This window comes from Flavobacterium sp. GNP010 (assembly GCF_056428945.1).
This window is the reverse complement of record NZ_JBWJVK010000032.1, coordinates 1-18,789: the sequence shown is the minus strand read 5'-3', so window position 1 is coordinate 18,789 and position 18,789 is coordinate 1. Positions and strand designations below refer to the sequence as shown.

General features: G+C 33.7%; 17 protein-coding genes. 13 read left to right on the top strand and 4 right to left on the bottom strand.

What is annotated here, in order from left to right; genetic code table 11:
- Positions 1–26 precede the first annotated feature (26 nt).
- The 10 genes from hisD (at position 27) to AC061C_RS12640 (ending at position 11,774) form a co-directional block, all read left to right on the top strand.
- Entirely contained in the window at positions 27–1,319 is a 1,293-nt protein-coding gene (gene hisD / locus AC061C_RS12685) for a histidinol dehydrogenase (protein ID WP_478291472.1), read from the top strand.
- Positions 1,309–2,358: a histidinol-phosphate transaminase gene (hisC, locus tag AC061C_RS12680; protein WP_478291471.1), complete on the top strand. Its 1,050-nt coding sequence runs from the start codon at positions 1,309–1,311 to the stop codon at positions 2,356–2,358. Before hisD ends, hisC begins: the two co-directional genes overlap by 11 nt.
- A 24-nt stretch (positions 2,359–2,382) precedes the next feature.
- Entirely contained in the window at positions 2,383–3,519 is a 1,137-nt protein-coding gene (gene hisB, locus AC061C_RS12675) for a bifunctional histidinol-phosphatase/imidazoleglycerol-phosphate dehydratase HisB (protein WP_478291470.1), read from the top strand.
- A gap of 77 nt (positions 3,520–3,596) precedes the next feature.
- Complete coding sequence (gene hisH, locus AC061C_RS12670; RefSeq protein ID WP_478291469.1) at positions 3,597–4,178, top strand: imidazole glycerol phosphate synthase subunit HisH; 582 nt, start codon at positions 3,597–3,599, stop codon at positions 4,176–4,178.
- Positions 4,179–4,225: 47 nt separating this feature from the next.
- The gene (gene hisA / locus AC061C_RS12665; protein ID WP_478291468.1) at positions 4,226–4,957 is read left to right on the top strand and encodes a 1-(5-phosphoribosyl)-5-[(5-phosphoribosylamino)methylideneamino]imidazole-4-carboxamide isomerase; all 732 of its coding nucleotides are present in this window, start codon (positions 4,226–4,228) and stop codon (positions 4,955–4,957) included.
- A gap of 9 nt (positions 4,958–4,966) precedes the next feature.
- Positions 4,967–5,326 carry a four helix bundle protein gene (locus AC061C_RS12660; RefSeq protein WP_417977841.1) on the top strand — a complete coding sequence of 120 codons (360 nt, stop codon included), beginning with the start codon at positions 4,967–4,969 and terminating at the stop codon, positions 5,324–5,326.
- A gap of 33 nt (positions 5,327–5,359) precedes the next feature.
- The gene (gene hisF, locus AC061C_RS12655) at positions 5,360–6,115 is read left to right on the top strand and encodes an imidazole glycerol phosphate synthase subunit HisF (RefSeq protein WP_478291467.1); all 756 of its coding nucleotides are present in this window, start codon (positions 5,360–5,362) and stop codon (positions 6,113–6,115) included.
- A gap of 147 nt (positions 6,116–6,262) precedes the next feature.
- On the top strand, positions 6,263–6,862 hold the full coding sequence (gene hisIE / locus AC061C_RS12650) for a bifunctional phosphoribosyl-AMP cyclohydrolase/phosphoribosyl-ATP diphosphatase HisIE (RefSeq protein WP_478291466.1): 600 nt from the start codon (positions 6,263–6,265) through the stop codon (positions 6,860–6,862).
- Between the two features lie 252 nt (positions 6,863–7,114).
- Positions 7,115–8,770, top strand: a complete 1,656-nt coding sequence (locus AC061C_RS12645) for a M1 family metallopeptidase (protein ID WP_478291465.1) — start codon at positions 7,115–7,117, stop codon at positions 8,768–8,770.
- 367 nt (positions 8,771–9,137) lie between these two features.
- Entirely contained in the window at positions 9,138–11,774 is a 2,637-nt protein-coding gene (locus tag AC061C_RS12640) for a starch-binding protein (RefSeq protein ID WP_478291464.1), read from the top strand.
- Positions 11,775–11,873: 99 nt separating this feature from the next.
- Here AC061C_RS12640 and AC061C_RS12635 read toward each other — a convergent pair whose 3' ends face one another.
- The 3 genes from AC061C_RS12635 to AC061C_RS12625 all read right to left on the bottom strand — a co-directional run bounded on the left by AC061C_RS12635 (position 11,874) and on the right by AC061C_RS12625 (position 14,004).
- Positions 11,874–12,275 carry a glyoxalase gene (locus AC061C_RS12635; RefSeq protein WP_478291463.1) on the bottom strand — a complete coding sequence of 134 codons (402 nt, stop codon included), beginning with the start codon at positions 12,273–12,275 and terminating at the stop codon, positions 11,874–11,876.
- Positions 12,276–12,476: 201 nt separating this feature from the next.
- Positions 12,477–13,733, bottom strand: a complete 1,257-nt coding sequence (locus tag AC061C_RS12630) for a mechanosensitive ion channel family protein (RefSeq protein WP_478291462.1) — start codon at positions 13,731–13,733, stop codon at positions 12,477–12,479.
- Positions 13,726–14,004, bottom strand: a complete 279-nt coding sequence (locus AC061C_RS12625) for a DUF3817 domain-containing protein (RefSeq protein ID WP_478291461.1) — start codon at positions 14,002–14,004, stop codon at positions 13,726–13,728. The genes AC061C_RS12630 and AC061C_RS12625 overlap by 8 nt, the downstream gene beginning before the upstream one ends.
- Before the next feature lie 101 nt (positions 14,005–14,105).
- Here AC061C_RS12625 and AC061C_RS12620 point away from each other — a divergent pair, with 101 nt between their 5' ends.
- The 3 genes from AC061C_RS12620 to AC061C_RS12610 all read left to right on the top strand — a co-directional run bounded on the left by AC061C_RS12620 (position 14,106) and on the right by AC061C_RS12610 (position 18,089).
- Complete coding sequence (locus AC061C_RS12620) at positions 14,106–14,633, top strand: DUF6155 family protein (protein WP_417985595.1); 528 nt, start codon at positions 14,106–14,108, stop codon at positions 14,631–14,633.
- 428 nt (positions 14,634–15,061) lie between these two features.
- The gene (locus AC061C_RS12615; RefSeq protein WP_478291460.1) at positions 15,062–16,606 is read left to right on the top strand and encodes a DEAD/DEAH box helicase; all 1,545 of its coding nucleotides are present in this window, start codon (positions 15,062–15,064) and stop codon (positions 16,604–16,606) included.
- A gap of 145 nt (positions 16,607–16,751) precedes the next feature.
- Positions 16,752–18,089 (top strand): DEAD/DEAH box helicase, encoded by a 1,338-nt coding sequence (locus tag AC061C_RS12610; protein ID WP_478291459.1) that lies wholly within the window; start codon positions 16,752–16,754, stop codon positions 18,087–18,089.
- Positions 18,090–18,454: 365 nt separating this feature from the next.
- Here the strand turns inward: AC061C_RS12610 and AC061C_RS12605 are convergent, their stop codons facing one another.
- The gene (locus AC061C_RS12605; RefSeq protein ID WP_478291458.1) at positions 18,455–18,712 is read right to left on the bottom strand and encodes a hypothetical protein; all 258 of its coding nucleotides are present in this window, start codon (positions 18,710–18,712) and stop codon (positions 18,455–18,457) included.
- Positions 18,713–18,789 lie beyond the last annotated feature (77 nt).

Below are 18,789 nucleotides of genomic sequence, written 5' to 3'. Positions count from 1 at the left end.
TGAACTTTGCGGTTAAAAATAATACAATGAACAAAATATACAATCCAAAACCAGAAACGTGGTCTAGTATTTTAGAAAGACCTACCAAAACGGTAGATGATATTGAAGCTACTGTAAAAGAAATTTTCAAGGAAGTTCAAAAAAAAGGGGATGAGGCTGTCGCCAAATATACGTCGCTTTTTGATGGAGTTGCAGTTGACACAATCGAAGTTTCAAAAGAGGAGATTGATGCCGCTATTGCAATTGTTTCAGATGAATTAAAAGCAGCGATTGCATTAGCAAAAGAAAATATAACCAAATTTCACACGGCTCAAAAAACAGAACGCGTTGCTGTTGAAACGATCGAAGGCGTAAATTGCTGGCAAGAAAAAAGACCGATTCAAAAAGTAGGTTTATATATTCCCGGAGGAACAGCGCCCTTGTTTTCAACGGTACTGATGCTTGCAGTTCCTGCTAAAATTGCAGGTTGTAAAGAGATTGTTTTATGCTCTCCACCAGATAAAAACGGAAACATAAATCCTGCCATCTTGTTTGCAGCAAATTTATGCGGAGTTACAAAGATCTTAAAGGTAGGAGGTATTCAGGCTATTGCAGGATTAACATTTGGTACAGAAACGATTCCCAAAGTATATAAAATATTTGGTCCAGGAAATCAATTTGTAACCGTTGCAAAACAGTTGGCTACACAATTTGGCGTGGCAATCGATATGCCAGCAGGCCCGTCAGAATTATTGATTGTGGCTGATGATACTGCGGTTCCCGCTTTCGTAGCATCCGATTTACTATCGCAAGCAGAACACGGAGCAGACAGTCAGGTTATTTTAGTTTCAACCTCTAAAAAACTGATTGACGCCGTTGAAGAGGAAATTCAACTTCAAATAGAGCTATTACCACGTAAAGAAATTGCTGAAAAAGCTATAGATAACTCCAAATTAATTTTTGTCGAAAATGATCAAATTGCTTTAGATTTAATCAATGAATACGGACCAGAACACTTTATTGTATGCACTGCCAACGATGATTTTTATATTGACGAAATAGAAAATGCAGGTTCTGTTTTTATAGGAAATTATACACCGGAGAGCGCAGGAGATTATGCTTCTGGTACCAATCATACCTTACCAACCAACGGATATGCAAAAAACTATAGCGGTGTAAATCTGGATAGTTTTACAAAAGCAATGACGTTCCAAAAAATTTCTGATAAAGGGATTCTAATTATTGGTAAAACTATAGAAATTATGGCTGAAGCCGAAGGTTTACAAGCACACAAAAATGCAGTTACATTACGATTAAAAGCAATTGAAGATGGAAAATAGTTTTGATATAAATAATTTGATTCGGGATAATGTAAAAAACATGAAACCCTATTCTTCTGCTAGAGACGAATTTGAGGATTTTGACACAGCCGAAATGATATTTTTGGATGCCAATGAAAATCCGTTTGAAAATGGCGTAAATAGATATCCAGATCCACAGCAAATAAATGTAAAAGCGGTTTTGGCAAAGCAAAAATTTGTCAAATCAAATCAGATTTTATTAGGAAATGGAAGCGACGAAGTACTTGATTTGCTTTTTAGAGCATTTTGTGAACCAAAAATAGATAATGTAATCACATTGCCACCAACGTACGGAATGTATGGTGTTTTGGCTAATTTGAACGCAGTCGAAAATAGAGAAGTACTTTTATCCAAAGATTTTCAGCCAGAGATTGAGAAAATTATGGAAGCAGTTGACACCAATACCAAAATGATTTTTTTATGTTCGCCAAATAACCCAACTGGGAATTCGTTTTCAGATGAGAGTGTAGCCTATCTTTTGCAAAACTTTAAAGGGTTGGTGGTTATTGATGAAGCTTATATTGATTTTTCTAAAAAGGACAGTTGGATCAATGAATTAGATGAATATCCTAATTTGATTATTACGCAAACACTCTCAAAAGCATACGGTTTAGCTGGAATCCGATTGGGGGTTTGTTACGGTTCTACCGCAGTAATTTCGGTTTTAAGTAAAATAAAACCACCATACAATGTAAACGAACTCACGCAAAAAAGAGCTTTAGAAAGATTAGATAATAAAGATAAAATAAATGCTGAAATAAAATCAATAATAGAGCAAAGAGAAGAATTACTTCAAGTTTTACTTGATGTAAAATTTGTTCAAAAAATATATCCTACAGAAGCTAATTTTATCTTAGTAAAAGTGGATGATGCTAATAAAAGATACGCTGAATTAATTGCAAAAGGAATTGTAATTCGGAATAGAACTACACAAGCACTTTGCGAAAATACTTTGCGTTTGACGGTAGGAACAGAACAAGAAAATAAAAAATTAATTGAGGTATTAAAACAACTTTAAACCTTAAACTTTAAACCTTTTTTAATGAAAAAAATACTTTTTATAGACCGTGATGGAACGATGGTTTTGGAACCAAACGATTACCAATTAGACAGTTTTGAAAAATTAGAGTTTTATCCAAATGCTTTTCAATATTTAGGTAAAATTGCCAAAGAATTGGATTTTGAACTGGTTATGGTAACCAATCAAGATGGTTTAGGAACGGCTTCGCATCCCGAAGAGAATTTTTGGCCCGTGCATAATTTGGTGATGAAAGCTTTTGAAAATGAAGGCGTTATTTTTGGTGAGGTTTTAATTGATAAAACGTTCCCACATGAAAATGCTCCTACACGCAAGCCAGCAACAGGGTTATTAACTAAATACATTGATAATCCAGCATACGATTTGCAAAATTCATTCGTAATTGGAGACCGTATTACAGATGTGGAATTAGCTAAAAACCTTGGTGCAAAAGGGATTTTTATCAATACCGACGAAGGCTTGGGAAGTGACGAAATAGCTTCAAAAAGAGAAGAATTAGACTCGGTTATTGCCTTACAAACTACAGATTGGAAAACGATTTACGAGTTTTTAAAATTAGAAGAACGTTCAGCAACCATTTCGAGAAAGACGAATGAAACTGATATTTACATCAATTTAAATCTTGACGGAACTGGGAAAAGTAAAATTGAAACCGGAATTGCTTTTTTTGATCACATGCTAGACCAAATTGCGCGTCATGGACAAATGGACTTGGAAATTCTAGTAAAAGGAGATCTAGAAGTCGATGAGCACCATACTATTGAAGATACCGCTATTGCTCTTGGAGAAGTTTTTGCAAAAGCATTAGGGAATAAATTAGGTATAGAACGCTATGGTTTTTGCTTGCCAATGGACGATTGTTTGGCACAAGTGGCTATTGATTTTGGAGGCAGAAATTGGTTGGTTTGGGAAACCGAATTCAAACGAGAAATGGTAGGTAAAATGCCAACCGAAATGTTTTTTCACTTTTTTAAATCGTTCTCAGATGGTGCCAAAGCCAATATCAATATAAAAGCTGAAGGTACCAATGAACATCACAAAATTGAAGCGATCTTTAAAGCTTTCGCAAAAGCAATAAAAGTAGCCGTAAAACGAGATACAGAGAAAATGATTTTACCAAGTACAAAAGGTATGCTTTAAAATTGTTTCAAGTTTAAAGTTTCAGGTTGACTCGAGCAACTTTAAACGTTAAACTTGAAACTTGAAACAAAAGTTAAATGAAAATAGTAATTATAAACTACGGAGCCGGAAATATTCAAAGCATCATGTTTGCCATAGAGCGATTGGGTTTTACAGCAGTACTTAGTAACGATTGGAAGGAAATAAAAGCGGCCGATAAAGTGATTTTTCCGGGCGTTGGTGAAGCAAGTTCTGCAATGAAAATGCTTATCGATAGTGGTCTAGATGTATTAATTCCTACTTTGAAACAACCTGTTTTAGGGATTTGTTTGGGTATGCAATTGATGTGCAACAAATCAGAAGAAGGAAATACTGCTGGTTTGGAAATTTTTGATGTAGATGTGGTAAAATTTACTCCAAAAGTAAAAGTGCCACAAATGGGGTGGAATCAAATTTATAATTTGAAATCGGATTTGTTCAAAAGAATTTCTGAAAAGGAATACATGTATTTAGTACATAGTTTTTATGCACCAAATTGCCCCGATGCCATTGCTACCACAAATTATGAAGTAGAATATGCCTCAGCATTGAAGAAAAATAATTTTTACGGAACACAATTTCACCCTGAGAAAAGTGGTGATGTTGGCGAACAAATTTTAGCAAATTTTTTAAAACTTTAAGTTGAGACTTTTAGACTTTCGACTTTCAAACTTTAAGACTAATTATAATGAAAATAATACCAGCAATAGATATCATCGACGGAAAATGTGTCCGTTTGTCCAAAGGAGATTACAACACCAAAATTATATACAATGAAAATCCACTGGAAGTGGCGAAATCATTTGAAGCGCACGGAATTGAATATTTACATTTGGTTGATCTGGATGGAGCAAAATCAAGCCAAATTGTGAATTATAAAATATTGGAACAAATTGCAACACAAACAAGTCTAAAAATTGATTTTGGCGGCGGTTTAAAAGCTGATTCCGATTTAAAAATTGCGTTTGAAAGTGGTGCCAATCAAATTACTGGAGGAAGTATTGCGGTGAAAAATAGAGAATTATTCGGAAAATGGATTACGGAGTATGGTGCGGATAAAATTATTTTGGGAGCAGATGCGAATAATGAAAAAGTAGCGGTTTCAGGATGGTTAGAAGATTCAAATGAAGATTTGATTCCTTTTATTCAAGACTATCAAAATAAAGGGATTCAGTACGTAATTTGTACTGATATTGCTAAAGATGGTATGCTAGAAGGACCATCGTTTGATTTGTATGCTAAAATTTTGGCAGAAGCCAAAGGAATAAAACTGATTGCTTCAGGAGGAATTTCTACTTTTGATGAATTACCAAGACTAGCAGAATTGGGTTGCGAAGGAACAATCATTGGCAAAGCCATTTACGAAGGACGAATTTCATTGAAACAGTTGGAAAATTATATATTAAGTATGAATTATTAAGTATTAATTATGAGTGAGGACGTAATAAGAATAAAAAGTTTTTCTTTTGCTATTAGAATTGTTAATTTATACAAAACCTTAATTAGCAGAAGCGAATATGTAATGAGTAAACAAATTTTACGTTCAGGTACTTCTGTAGGCGCAAACATCAGAGAAGCTAAAAATGCAGAAAGTAAAGCTGATTTTATTCATAAAATGGGTATTTCTCAAAAAGAAGCAGATGAAACTTTATATTGGTTAGAACTCTTACAAGCAACAAACTATATTTCAAATGAAGAATTTTTAAGTTTAAACAAAGACGGAGTAGAAGTTTTGAAATTAATTAAAAGCATAATTATTACTTCTAAAAACAATATCAAAAAAACTTAATAATTAATCCTTACAACTTTATATTTAATTTAGATGTTAACAAAAAGAATAATCCCTTGTTTAGACATAAAAAACGGAAGAACCGTAAAAGGTGTCAATTTTGTAGATTTACGTGATGCAGGCGATCCTGTTGAATTGGCGAAAATATATTCGGATGAAGGAGCTGATGAATTGGTTTTTCTAGACATTTCGGCAACCGAAGAACGCAGGAAAACCTTAATTGATTTGGTTCGAAAAGTAGCTGCAACTATTAATATTCCATTTACAGTTGGTGGCGGAATTTCCTCTGTCAAAGACGTTGATGTTTTATTGCAAAATGGTGCCGACAAAGTATCCATCAATTCATCGGCTGTTAAAAATCCGCAGTTGATTAATGATTTGGCACAAAAATTTGGAAGCCAATGTGTTGTAGTCGCTATCGATGCCAAGCAAATTGACGGTCAGTGGATTGTTCATTTAGTGGGTGGAAAAGTACCTACCGAACTGAATTTATTTAATTGGGCAAAAGAGGTAGAGCTACGTGGTGCAGGTGAGATATTATTCACCTCGATGGATAATGACGGAACTAAAAATGGTTTTGCTAATGAGGCTTTGGCTAGACTTTCGGAGCTGGTTAATATTCCAATTATTGCATCAGGAGGTGCGGGAAACATTCAGCATTTTGTAGATTCATTCATTGATGGAAAAGCCGATGCAGCCTTAGCGGCAAGTGTATTTCATTTTAAAGAAATTGAAATTAAAACATTAAAAGGAGCTCTTAAAAATAACAATATTGAAGTACGAATTTAAATTAAGGCATAAATTTTAAGTATGAATTATTAATTATGAGTTATTAAGTATTGATTTGCTTATTTACCTTTGAACGTTATACTTAATAATTAAGACTTACTACTTAAGCCTTACTACTTAAGCCTTACAACTTAATACTTAAAAAACATGAACATAGATTTCTCAAAAAATACAGACGGCTTAATTCCAGCCATTATTCAAGATAGCGAGACGAAAGCCGTTTTGATGTTGGGGTACATGAACGAAGAAGCATATCTTAAAACTATTGACACACAAAAAGTAACTTTTTTTAGCCGTTCTAAGCAAAGACTTTGGACAAAAGGGGAGGAGAGTGGTCACTTTTTAAACTTGGTTGATATAAAAAATGACTGCGATGGTGACACTTTATTGATACAAGCAAAGCCAGTTGGCCCGACATGTCATACGGGTGCAGATACTTGCTGGCAAACAGAGAATAAAGATGATTATGGGTTTATCTCTCACTTAGAGCAAACTATCGAAACCCGAAGAGAAAAAGCTGATTCTGAAAAGAGTTATGTTGCTTCTTTATTTCAATTAGGAATTAATAAAATAGCCCAAAAAGTAGGTGAAGAAGCTATTGAAGTTGTTATCGAAGCCAAAGATGATAATGATGATTTGTTTTTGAGTGAAAGTGCTGATTTATTGTTTCACTATTTAATTTTATTACAAGCCAAAGGATTCAAAATAAATGATGTAGTGGATGTATTGAAAAGTCGTCAGAAATAAAAAAACTTTTGTGTTTTGGGTCTCATTAAAAAACTGAAATTTTAAACGATAAAACAATTTATGAAACACTTAAGCCCAAGAGCAAAATAAATTGCTATTGGGCTTTTTTTAGTACCAATAAATAAAAAAAGTACATAGTTTTGGTTAAAATTATCTAATCCATAAAATGAAGATTACGTTTCATAGGTTACAAACTACAATACCAATATGCGAATTAGATGAGATTTATAAAAAAACAATAATTTTCAACACATGAAAAAGTATCTAAAACCATTATTAATTGCATTTTTAATCTCTAATGGAATTCAAGCGCAAGGACTTCTAAACAAGTTCGAAAGTAATTTTACGCGTCAAGATTCTTTGAGAGGGAGTATTACAAAAGAAAGAGTTTGGTGGGATGTAAAAAGGTATCATCTGGACATTAAAATAAATCCTGTAGACAGCACAATAACAGGCTCTAACACTATTCAATATAAAGTAGTACAACCGTATAATGTAATGCAAATTGACTTGCAAAACCCGATGGGAATTACCAAGGTTACGCAAGATGGTGTGGCTTTAAAATACAAAAGAGAAGGCAATGTATTTTTTATAACACTGCTTTCAAAACAAGATGTAGGGGCCATAAAAGAGATTAAAATTTTTTATAATGGAAAACCTAAAGTAGCTGTAAATCCGCCATGGGATGGAGGGATAACATGGAAAAAAGACGTAAACGGAAAACTTTTTATTGCTTCTTCCTGTCAAGGTTTGGGAGCAAGTGTATGGTGGCCCAATAAGGATCACATGTATGACGAAGTTGAAAACATGAAAATAAGTGTGAATGTTCCTGGTGATTTAACCAATGTATCTAACGGTCGCTTACAAAGTGTAAAAACCTTGAAAGACGGCACTAAAACCTATAATTGGTATGTATCTAATCCCATCAATAATTATGGAGTAAACATCAACATCGGAGATTATGTTACGTTTTCAGAAAAATACAAAGGCGAAAAAGGCACTTTAGATTGTACGTATTATGTTCTCAGAGACAATTTGGCGAAAGCCAAAAAACATTTTCAAGATGTACCAAGGATGTTGAAAGCTTTTGAACATTGGTTTGGACCGTATCCATTCTATGAGGACAGTTACAAACTAGTGGAAGCACCGTATTTAGGTATGGAACATCAAAGTAGTGTTACGTACGGAAATAAATTTCAAAATGGGTATTTGGGACGTGATTTAAGCGGAACCGGTTGGGGATTGAAATTTGATTTTATCATTATTCATGAATCGGGACACGAGTGGTTTGCTAATAACATTACCTATAAAGATATTGCTGATATGTGGATTCACGAGAGTTTTACCAATTATTCTGAGAGTCTCTTTTTAGAATATTTCTACGGAAAGGAAGCTGGATATACTTATGTTAGAGGTCATAGAAATATAATTGAGAATGACAAACCTATCATTGGTACATACGATGTAAACAATGAAGGTTCAGGAGATATGTATCCAAAAGGTGCAAACATGTTGCATACTATACGTCAATTAGTGAATAATGATGAAAAATGGAGAGCAATATTGAGGGGTTTAAATAGTACTTTTTACCATCAAACGGTAACGACCAAGCAAATTGAGGATTATTTAAGCAAGCAAGCAGGAATTGATTTGTCAATGGTTTTTAATCAGTATTTGAGAGATACCAGAATACCAACACTAGAATATTATTTGGATGGTAATACTTTAAAATACCGTTGGACAAATAGTGTTGCTGGTTTTAATATGCCTGTTAAAGTGACTCTAAATGGCAAAGAAGTTAGTTTGAATCCAAAATCAGAATGGTCTGAATTTAACAACTCTACAAAGATTGAAAGTGTTGTATTGGATCCTAATTTCTATGTTTTGAATAAAAAGATTGTAAAATAAGAATTTTACAATTTAAATATTTAAAAACAAAAGAACCTTGTTTTACTAGTATTGGTTTAAAAAAGCTCAAACAATACAAAAGTTTGAGCTTTTTTTGTTTAAAATTAAAGTGTTTGAAGTATAATTTTTGATTAAATCTGTTAGGATATACAATTCAAAAATAAATCAAATTATTCTATTTTTAGTTTAGTAACATTCAAATGCTTAATCGATTTCGTAATAATTTATTAACATTCAACTTCACTACAACGATAGAGTTGTAACAACTTTAAAAAAGCAAAATATAAATAATAAGAATAGCAAAAATTATATAAATAAAATATTAATTTCATAAATTATTAACTAAAATTAACCAAAAAACAAACTTATGAAAGTAAAAAATTATTTATTGTTGCTCTTTTTTTTATTATTATATTCTTTAGGTTTTTCACAAACAAAAGCTACAGGAAAAGAAGTAATGATGCAGGGCTTTCACTGGACTACTGATGCATCTACAACCAAATGGTATGAGGTAATTAAAAGTAATTCATCAACCTTACAAACAGCTGGATTTGACGCCATCTGGCTACCTCCGCCCAGTAAATCAACAGGTGGGATGGGATATATTCCAACCGTTTGGTATGATTTGAATAATGCACATGGTACACAAGTACAATTGGCTTCTCTTATTGCAGACTTACATGCAAAAAATATTAAGGTAATAGCCGACATTGTGATAAATCACCGTGGAGGAGTTACAGGATGGTATGATTTCTCGACTCCTTCTTGGAATACGCCGACACAAACTTGGTCTATATGCAATAATTCAAACATTAGTGCCTCTGGTCAAAAAGGAACAGGAAACACAGATTATGATCCAGTTGCTGCAGGATTAAAATCACCTGGAGAGTCTGGTTTGTTCACTGCTGGAAGAGACATCGATCATTCGAATGTTGAAGTTCGTAATGGTATCAAAACATGGATGAATTGGTTGAAAAATGATATTGGGTTTGATGGATGGCGTTATGACTTTGTTCATGGATATGATGGTAAGTATATAAAAGAATACAATGATGCTACCAATCCTTATTTCTCAGTAGGAGAATTATTAGAAGGAGATCGAAATAGAATTATAAAATGGTTGGATTATACTAAGGCAGGAACTACAACTGCTGCTTCAACTGCTTTTGATTTTGCAACCAAAAAAACATTGCAAGATGCATTCAATCAAAACAATTTAAGCTACTTAAATGACGGTACTGGAAAAGCTTCTGGTTTAATTGGGGTTTGGGCATCAAATGCAGTTACTTTTTTGGATAATCACGATACTGGACCTGCTCCTTATGGACAAAATCATTGGATTTTCCCTGGAGATCATGTTGCAAAAGGGTATGCTTATATCCTTACTCATCCTGGAACACCTATGGTTTGGTGGCCTCACTATTTTGATTGGGGAATTAAGTCGCAAATAGATGCAATGATTAAAATAAGAAAAGACAATTTATTAAGTAGCACTTCTATTTTAAACATTGTTGCTGCATCAAATAATCTATATGCAGCTATTATTGACAACAAAGTAGCAATGAAATTAGGATCAGATAATTGGTCTCCTTCTGGAACAGGTTGGACATTGAAATTATCTGGAACAGGTTTTGCAATTTGGGATAAAGGAACTGTTGTTGATGTTCCGAGTTTAACAATTTCTCAAGCGGGCGGAACATTTAATACTGGTTCAACTGTATCTACTGTATTGACTGCCAACAATTCGACATCCACTATATATTACACATTAGACGGAACAACTCCAACAACTGCATCAACTTCTGCGATTGGCACAAAAACCTTAGCTATTACTGCTAATACAACTGTAAAAGCGTTTGTCAAAAATACAGCAGGAGTCTCTTCAGCCACTAAAACCGAAGTTTATACTTTTTCAACACCTACTACATTTACGGTTTACTTTAAGAAACCAACAAATTGGAATGCAGCAGTTAAAATTTACTATTGGGGTACAACTGGTACTGCAACAGCGATAACTTGGCCAGGAATAGCAATGACTAAAGATTGTGGTGATTGGTACAAATTCACTTTTCCATCGACGGTAAGCGCGACAAACTTGCAATTTAATGACGGTACTTTAAAAACAGTCGATCTTACGGCAACTGCTGGAATCAAATATTACGATGCTGCTTGGCTAAATGCGGAGCCTTTAAAAAGATGTCCTGTTGTTACACCAAATTTAACCATTTCACCTGCTGGAGGAACCTTTACTACAGGAGCAACTGTTAATGTAGTATTGACTGCGAATGTAAATACGTCAACTATTTATTATACCTTAAATGGTACAACACCTACAACATCTTCTCTATCTGCTATTGGGACAAAAACGCTCGCAATTACTGCAAATACTACCATAAAAGCATTGGTTGTGAATACAGCAGGGACATCTTCGGCAGTAAAATCGGAAGTGTATACTTTTGTCTCAGTACCTACTTTAACCGTTTATTTTAAACCGCCAACGACTTGGACTGGAGCACCAAAAGTTCATTATTGGAATGCCGTTCCGGCTGGAAGTGTTGCCGGTACAACTTGGCCTGGTATTACTATGGTAGCAGATGTGAATGGGTTTTATAAATATACTATAACAGGTCCTACATCTGTTAATTTGATTTTCAATAATGGGTCTAGCGGAACTGCAAATCAGACTCCAGATTTATTAAACAAAACAAATGGATATTCCTATACTTGGGGAGCTAGCACTGCCAGAATAGCTTCAAAAACCGAAATTACACCAGAAACCACTTCGGTTTTTGTATTCCCAAATCCTGTAAGCAGTACATTGCAAATCAATTCAAGTTCAAAAGCATTAGATTTTCAGATCTTGTCTGCAAACGGAAAAGTTGTTCTATCTGGAAAAGCAAATAACAACAGTATTGATCTTAGTACTATAAATAATGGTTTCTATTTTATCCAAATTTTATTTGAAAACGGACAAGAATACAAACAAAAAATCATTAAAAAATAAACCTAAATACTAAAAAAAAAGGCTCAAACTTAATTTAAGTTTGAGCCTTTTTTTTATAATTGTACATCAAAACATTGATTGAAAGATAAATACACTTATCTATCTAGCAGGTTTATCAAACAATTGCACCTGACTTTTAAAACGCTCTATCAACATGCTCATCATTCGTTTGTTTAAATTAGAAGCATTTTTTATATATTCCAAATACTCATCGATGGTGAATAATGCGAGTACCATTCCCTTAAAAGCACTTCTAAATTTGCTGTCCTTTTGAATAGCATGTTCTATAAAAGCTAATTTTTTTTCGATCGTAAAGTTGTAAAAATCGACCTTGCTTTTTGTGATGTAATGGCTGAATACAGCAAGAAATAAATCATTTTGTAATTTCAAAATAGGCCTTAAAACCTCATTTTGAAACGATTCTTCGCTAGAAGATTGCTGGGTTACGGATCCAATTGCTTGTCCTCGAAAATCTTTTAAAAACGTATCGCGTGTGTTCATTATTTTTCATTAAAAATAAGAAAAAAACAAATCAAAACTTAAGATTCAGTTTCTTTTGATTAAAAATTTTCGCTATTTATAATCGAAAACAATTGGCCTTGATATTGCGTTTTATTTTGCTTTATCTAGAGAAAATCACACATTGCAACACAATAGCTCGAATAAAACTTATAAATAAATTGCAATCTAAAACAACACATTTTATTGCTCTAAGTCGGTATCCATACCCAATTCAAAAATCTCTAAATCAAAATAGCGGACCGAAGCAATGATATGATCGAAAATATCAGACATAACGTACTCATAATTTTCAAATCGTTTGTCATGTGAAAACGCATACACTTCAAGGGGAACGCCATGAGCCGTAGATTGCAACTGGCGACAAAGCATTAACATGTCCTTATTTAATTCGGGATAATGAAATAAATATTCGGTGATGTATTTTCTAAACAAGCCTAGATTTGTCAAATTTCGACCATTAATAGCGATAGATTTATCAATTTTATGAGTTGTATTGTATGCGTCTATTTCTAATTTTCGTGAATCAATATAATCCGAAATCAAGTGAATGTTTTTCAAATCTTTCAGTTCATTTTCTTCTAAAAATCGAATGCTACTGGTTTTAATCAAAATATGTCTTTTGATGCGTCGCCCATCAGAATTCAGCATTCCGCGCCAGTTTTGGAACGAATCTGAACTCAAACTATACGTAGGAATTGTAGTGGTGGTATTGTCAAAATTACGAACTTTTACAGTAGCCAAGTTGATTTCGATAACATCACCATCGGCACCAAATTTATCCATCGTAATCCAATCCCCAATGCGAACCATGTCATTGATGGACACCTGTACGCTCGACACAAATCCCAAAATGGTATCTCTAAAAATCAAGATAATAACTGCCGAAACTGCTCCCAGAATCGTCAAAAGTTCTTTTTGATTGATATCAAACAACTTCGAAATAATTACCGTGATCCCTACGGCCCAAAGCACAATCATGATAACCTGAATAAAACTGTCTATGGGTTTATCGCTGTAGCGAGGTTTTAGTTTTAAATAATCACGCAACGCATTAAAAATGGTACGAATAATCCATAAAACCAATAGCACAATATAAATACCAACAAGTTTCCCAAAAACACCCTCCCAATATTCAAATCGATCTAAAATTATGGGAACTGCTTTGTAAATAAAAAGCAACGGAATAAGATAAGCAATATACTTTGCCGTTTTATTGGAAACCAGCAAATCATCAAACTTAGTTTTTGTTTTTTGTGCCACCACAGCCAAAATGGTTACCAATATAAAACGAAAAATAATATAGATAACATAAGCCAACGCATACAAAATAAGGCTATTGATCAGTAAGCTAAGATAGGAGGCACTGCTACTTCCTAATCCCCATTTTCTAAATATGGGATATAAAAAAGTAAATATTGTTTCGATGTAGTTATACATTTTTCAAATATTTTTTATCTACATAAAAAGTGCCAAAAGGAGGAATAGACGCGATACATATTATAAAATACTTTTTAAGATCCCACTTTTCACTAAATTTTAAAATAGTAGCCAAAACAATGTAAGCCGTAAACAAAACGCCATGAGCCATTCCTATTTGTTTTACATAAATGGGGTCGTTAAAAAAATATTTCATTGGCATTGCAAAGAAAAATAATAACAAGGCAGATATTCCTTCTACGAGCGCCGTAACCTTAAAAATCTTAAGCATTTTCTGTTTTTTTGTGATTATGTACAAAATTAAGTATTATCATTGATTTTCGGTGCATGGATTCCTAAAGTAAATTACTTTTGTATTCTTAAACTTTGATAATGAGCAAACGCGATTTAAAAAAATATGTATCGGAATTAAACAAAGAACAACTCGAAGCACAAATCATCGAATTGTATGAGAAATTCAGTCCCGTTAAAGTCTATTATGATTTTGTTTTTAATCCAAAGGAAGAATCCCTTTTAAAGGAATGCAAACTCAAAATCTCTCATGAATATTTCCCATTCAAGAAAACAGGAAGGCGAAGCCGGCCGAAAATGAGGCGTTCTGTGGCTCAAAAATACATCAAACATTTTATCAGTTTGGGAGTAGACCCTTTTGTAATAGCCGATGTGATGCTGTATAACGTAGAGATCGCTCAAACCTTTGCTTCAGAGAATACCATCAAAAACGATTTGTTTTTCAAGAGTATGTTCAATTCCTTTGAACAAGCAGTTATTTTTTTAATTGCTAACGGAATTCTATCCGAATTTAAACCCCGATTAAAAGCCATTCACGAAGAAACACTAGTTCAAAAATGGTACAACGAGCCGGAGTTCAATGCTGTTTTAGAGCGATTGGAATATTAAAGCTCTCAATCAAACAATTGTAAATTTAACCGTGTAGAAAAATTGATTCGAATTATTTTACAAAAAGGTATTTTGTTAACTCTAATATAAAAAAACAGAGTTAGGCCGAAAAATCATTACTAATTAAGCAATACGAATAAAACATTGTCTCATTTTTTTTAACATATAAGTCACATAAGTTTAGGTTTTATTTTGTTAGGCTACTATAACTTAGGGAATAATAAGGTCATTTAAGTTTTAATGCTTCTATGACTTATATGTTTAATAATTTTACTGTTTGTAGTTGGATTAGGCCAAATACTTAACTATTTTTCAAACCACGCTGCTACATAATTCAATTTTATTTAATCCTTCCCCTTTTTTTTTACTTAAAAGTGCCCGTTAAACTGTTTTTTAGGCGTATTTTTGCAAAAATCCAATAATAAGCAATGTCCCAAAACACGTTAGAAATAGAAATCGAAGACAAAAAAGAACTTTATGCGTACCAAAAAGGCGATATCGATGCCATCTTTGAGCGCATAGACAATGCACCTCCACAACACCATTTGTTATACCAATTGCCTACTGGAGGCGGAAAAACAGTAGTGTTTTCTGAGATCGTTCGTCGGTATTTATCCCAACATGACAAAAAAGTAGTTGTTTTAACACACCGAATTGAGTTGTGCAAGCAAACTTCAAAAATGTTGAAAGGTTTTGATGTAAAAAACAAAATCATCAACAGTAAAGTAAAAGAACTTCCAGACCAAAACGATTATTCTTGTTTTGTTGCCATGGTAGAAACCTTGAAAAACCGAATCAACGATGAAAAACTACATTTAGACAATGTAGGTTTAGTAATCATCGATGAGGCACATTACAACTCATTTAGAAAATTATTAAGCTCCTTCAAGAATGCCTTTATATTAGGAGTTACCGCAACTCCGTTGAGTTCAAATATCAAACTGCCGATGCACGAAAGCTATGACGAATTAATCGTAGGAGACACCATCAGTTCTTTGATCGATAACGGATTTTTGGCGAAAGCCGTTACCTATAGCTATGATGTAGGTTTGACTTCCTTAAAAGTAGGAATCAATGGAGATTACACCGTAAAATCGTCTGATGATTTGTACACCAATATGGCCATGCAGGAAAAATTATTGCATGCCTACACAGAAAAATCATTGGGCAAGAAAACCTTAATTTTCAATAATGGAATCAACACTTCTTTATACGTGTATGAAACGTTTAGAGAAGCCGGTTATGCCATTCGTCATTTAGACAACACCAGTAATAACGAGGAACGAAAAGATATTTTACATTGGTTCAAGCACACGCCAGATGCTATTTTAACATCAGTAGGAATTTTAACTACAGGTTTTGATGAGCCTACTGTAGAAACCATCATATTAAATAGAGCCACAAAATCATTAACGTTGTATTACCAAATGATTGGTCGTGGTTCCAGAAAATTACCCAATAAAGATACTTTTAGCGTTATCGATTTGGGGAATAATGCAGCCCGATTTGGCCTGTGGAGCGAACCCGTAAACTGGCAGCACATTTTTAAATCTCCAGAGTTTTACTTAGAGAATTTAAGGGATGATACAGAGATAGAATTGTATTTTAAATACAGTATGCCACCAGAATTACGTGCAAAATTCAGCAAAACCGATGTCGTAACTTTTGATGTCGATGAAGAACACAAACTCATCATCAAACAAAATTTACGCTCCAAGGAAGTGTTAGATCGATCGCTGGAACAACACGCTGCCATGTGCGTAGACAATTCAGATACGTTGCAAGAAGCCAAAGCATTAGGAAAATTGCTAGAAGATGACATCGATTGTCGCATCAAGCGCTATTCTAAATGTTTGAGCCAATGCAGTAAAAATTACCGCGAGTGGCTTGTTGACGATTACAAGTTGAAACTGGTATTGTTAACTGGGAAAAAATACCGCGAAAAAATCATGAATGAGCCAGATGAAGATTAATTTATTCTTCTGGAGCTTATCCCGCTATTCGTTGCAATCTTTATAGTCCTGAAAAAAATCAGGACTACAAAGGATTTTCACTGCTATCGGGGCTATAAAATCCCGTTACAACACCTATATTGTTTAAAATATAAAATCCAAATAAATGCAAAACCAATTCTCTGATTTAGGAATTTCAGCTCCACTTGTGCAAGCGCTTACCGAAATGAAAATTGTGATCCCAACAGAGATTCAGCAAAAAACCATTCCGCTATTGTTGGCCAATACTACAGATTTAGTGGGATTAGCCAAAACTGGAACCGGAAAAACAGCCGCTTTTGGATTGCCTATTTTACAATTAATAGATACAAATACTACTGTTGTTCAAGCCGTTATTTTGGTTCCTACACGAGAACTAGGGCATCAAATTTTTAGAAATTTAGAGCAATTTGCTACATACATTCCAAATATTTCTATCGCAGCAACCTGCGGCGGAATCCCAATAAAACCACAAATCGAAAGACTTGCATTGCCTACGCACATTGTTGTAGCAACACCAGGACGTTTAATCGATTTGATTCAGCGCAAAGCCATCAACTTAAAAGAAACTAAATTCCTCGTGCTCGATGAAGCCGATGAAATGGTTACCATTCTAAAAGAAAGTTTAGACGAAATCATTGCCGAATTGCCCAAAGAGCACAAGACAATGCTGTTCTCTGCAACTATGCCGGGCACGATAAAACAATTGGTTCAAAATTACTTGCATAAAAATGCAGTAGAAGTGCGTGCCAACATGGAAACAGTAGGAAATCAAGGCATCGATCACGAATATATTGTGGTAGATCCCATAGAAAAACTAGATGTTTTGATGCATTTCTTAAATTCTAAGGAAGGCGAACGTGGTATTATTTTTTGCAAAACCAAAGCAGCAGTAAATAAACTAGCCAAAAACTTAGCGATTAATCGGTTTTCATCAGGTGCATTGCATGGAAGTTTGTCACAAGGAATTAGAGATAGAATCATGGAGCAATTTCGTGAAGGACATATCAATATCTTAGTAGCAACTGATCTAGCTGCAAGAGGAATTGACGTTAAGGAAATCTCGTATGTAGTCAATTACCATTTACCAGATGTGTATGAAGCGTATGTACACCGTAGCGGAAGAACCTCAAGGGCAGGAGCAAAGGGGCTTTCATTAACGGTTTTACAACCTGAAGAAGTAGCTGAAATTGCCGACTTCGAAAAAGAATTAGGAATACAATTTACCCAGTTCAAAAAACCTACCGTTGCTAGCATTGAAGAAAACAATACTTTATTATGGGCCAAACAAATATTCAAAACCAAACCCAACCATGAAGTAAATCCAGACTTAAAAAATAAAATAAAAACGGTTTTCCATCACTTGACTAAAGACGAATTGATCGAAAAACTAATAGCTAATTATGTACTTCAAAACAAAACCGAAGCTACAGAAAAACCTGTAAAAAGGCAAAAAATGAAATAGTACTATTCTATTTTATAATGTAAAAACCATTGCAAGACTTGAAAAAGTAAGGCAATGGTTTTTTTTATGTTTTTTTGTTTCAGATAAAGCCTTAATACGATTTTTATTGTAAATAAAACGAAACAGCACTTATTTTAGATACAATTTTAATAAATACAGTAGTGTTTAACATCGATATTTTAAGTACGAAAAGTACTCAACAAATTAAAAGTCGTTTGATGATTTATAAGAGAAATTTACTATATTTGAAAAAACAAAAAGCGAGACAAACCTTCGCCAATCTACCCAAATATGGGTGTATAAACGAAGGTTTGTTTCGTATATATACTAGTTGTAGGTAAGTTTTCTCAACTTTGTAGCCAAAGTTACGCAGGTAATAATTTTAATAGTTCCTCTTTTACAACTTCCCAATATTCTATTTCATCGGTAAATTTATTGGGCAACCCGTCTTTTTTTAGTTCAGTAAAAAAATAATCGACATTTTCTAAAATTTCATCAATTGCAATTAATGCACATTCTACTGTTTTTTTTGGAGATGAATAAAAATTTTCTTCATCAATCCATACAGTATTTTTGTTATAGAATTTATCATATAAACTCTTTGCTTTTTCTTTTTCTTCCATAATTCGTTATTTAAAAAACCTACCTACAACAGATAAGGTTTCGTTGCGGCTGCAAGCCGAACAATGAAACCTGTGTT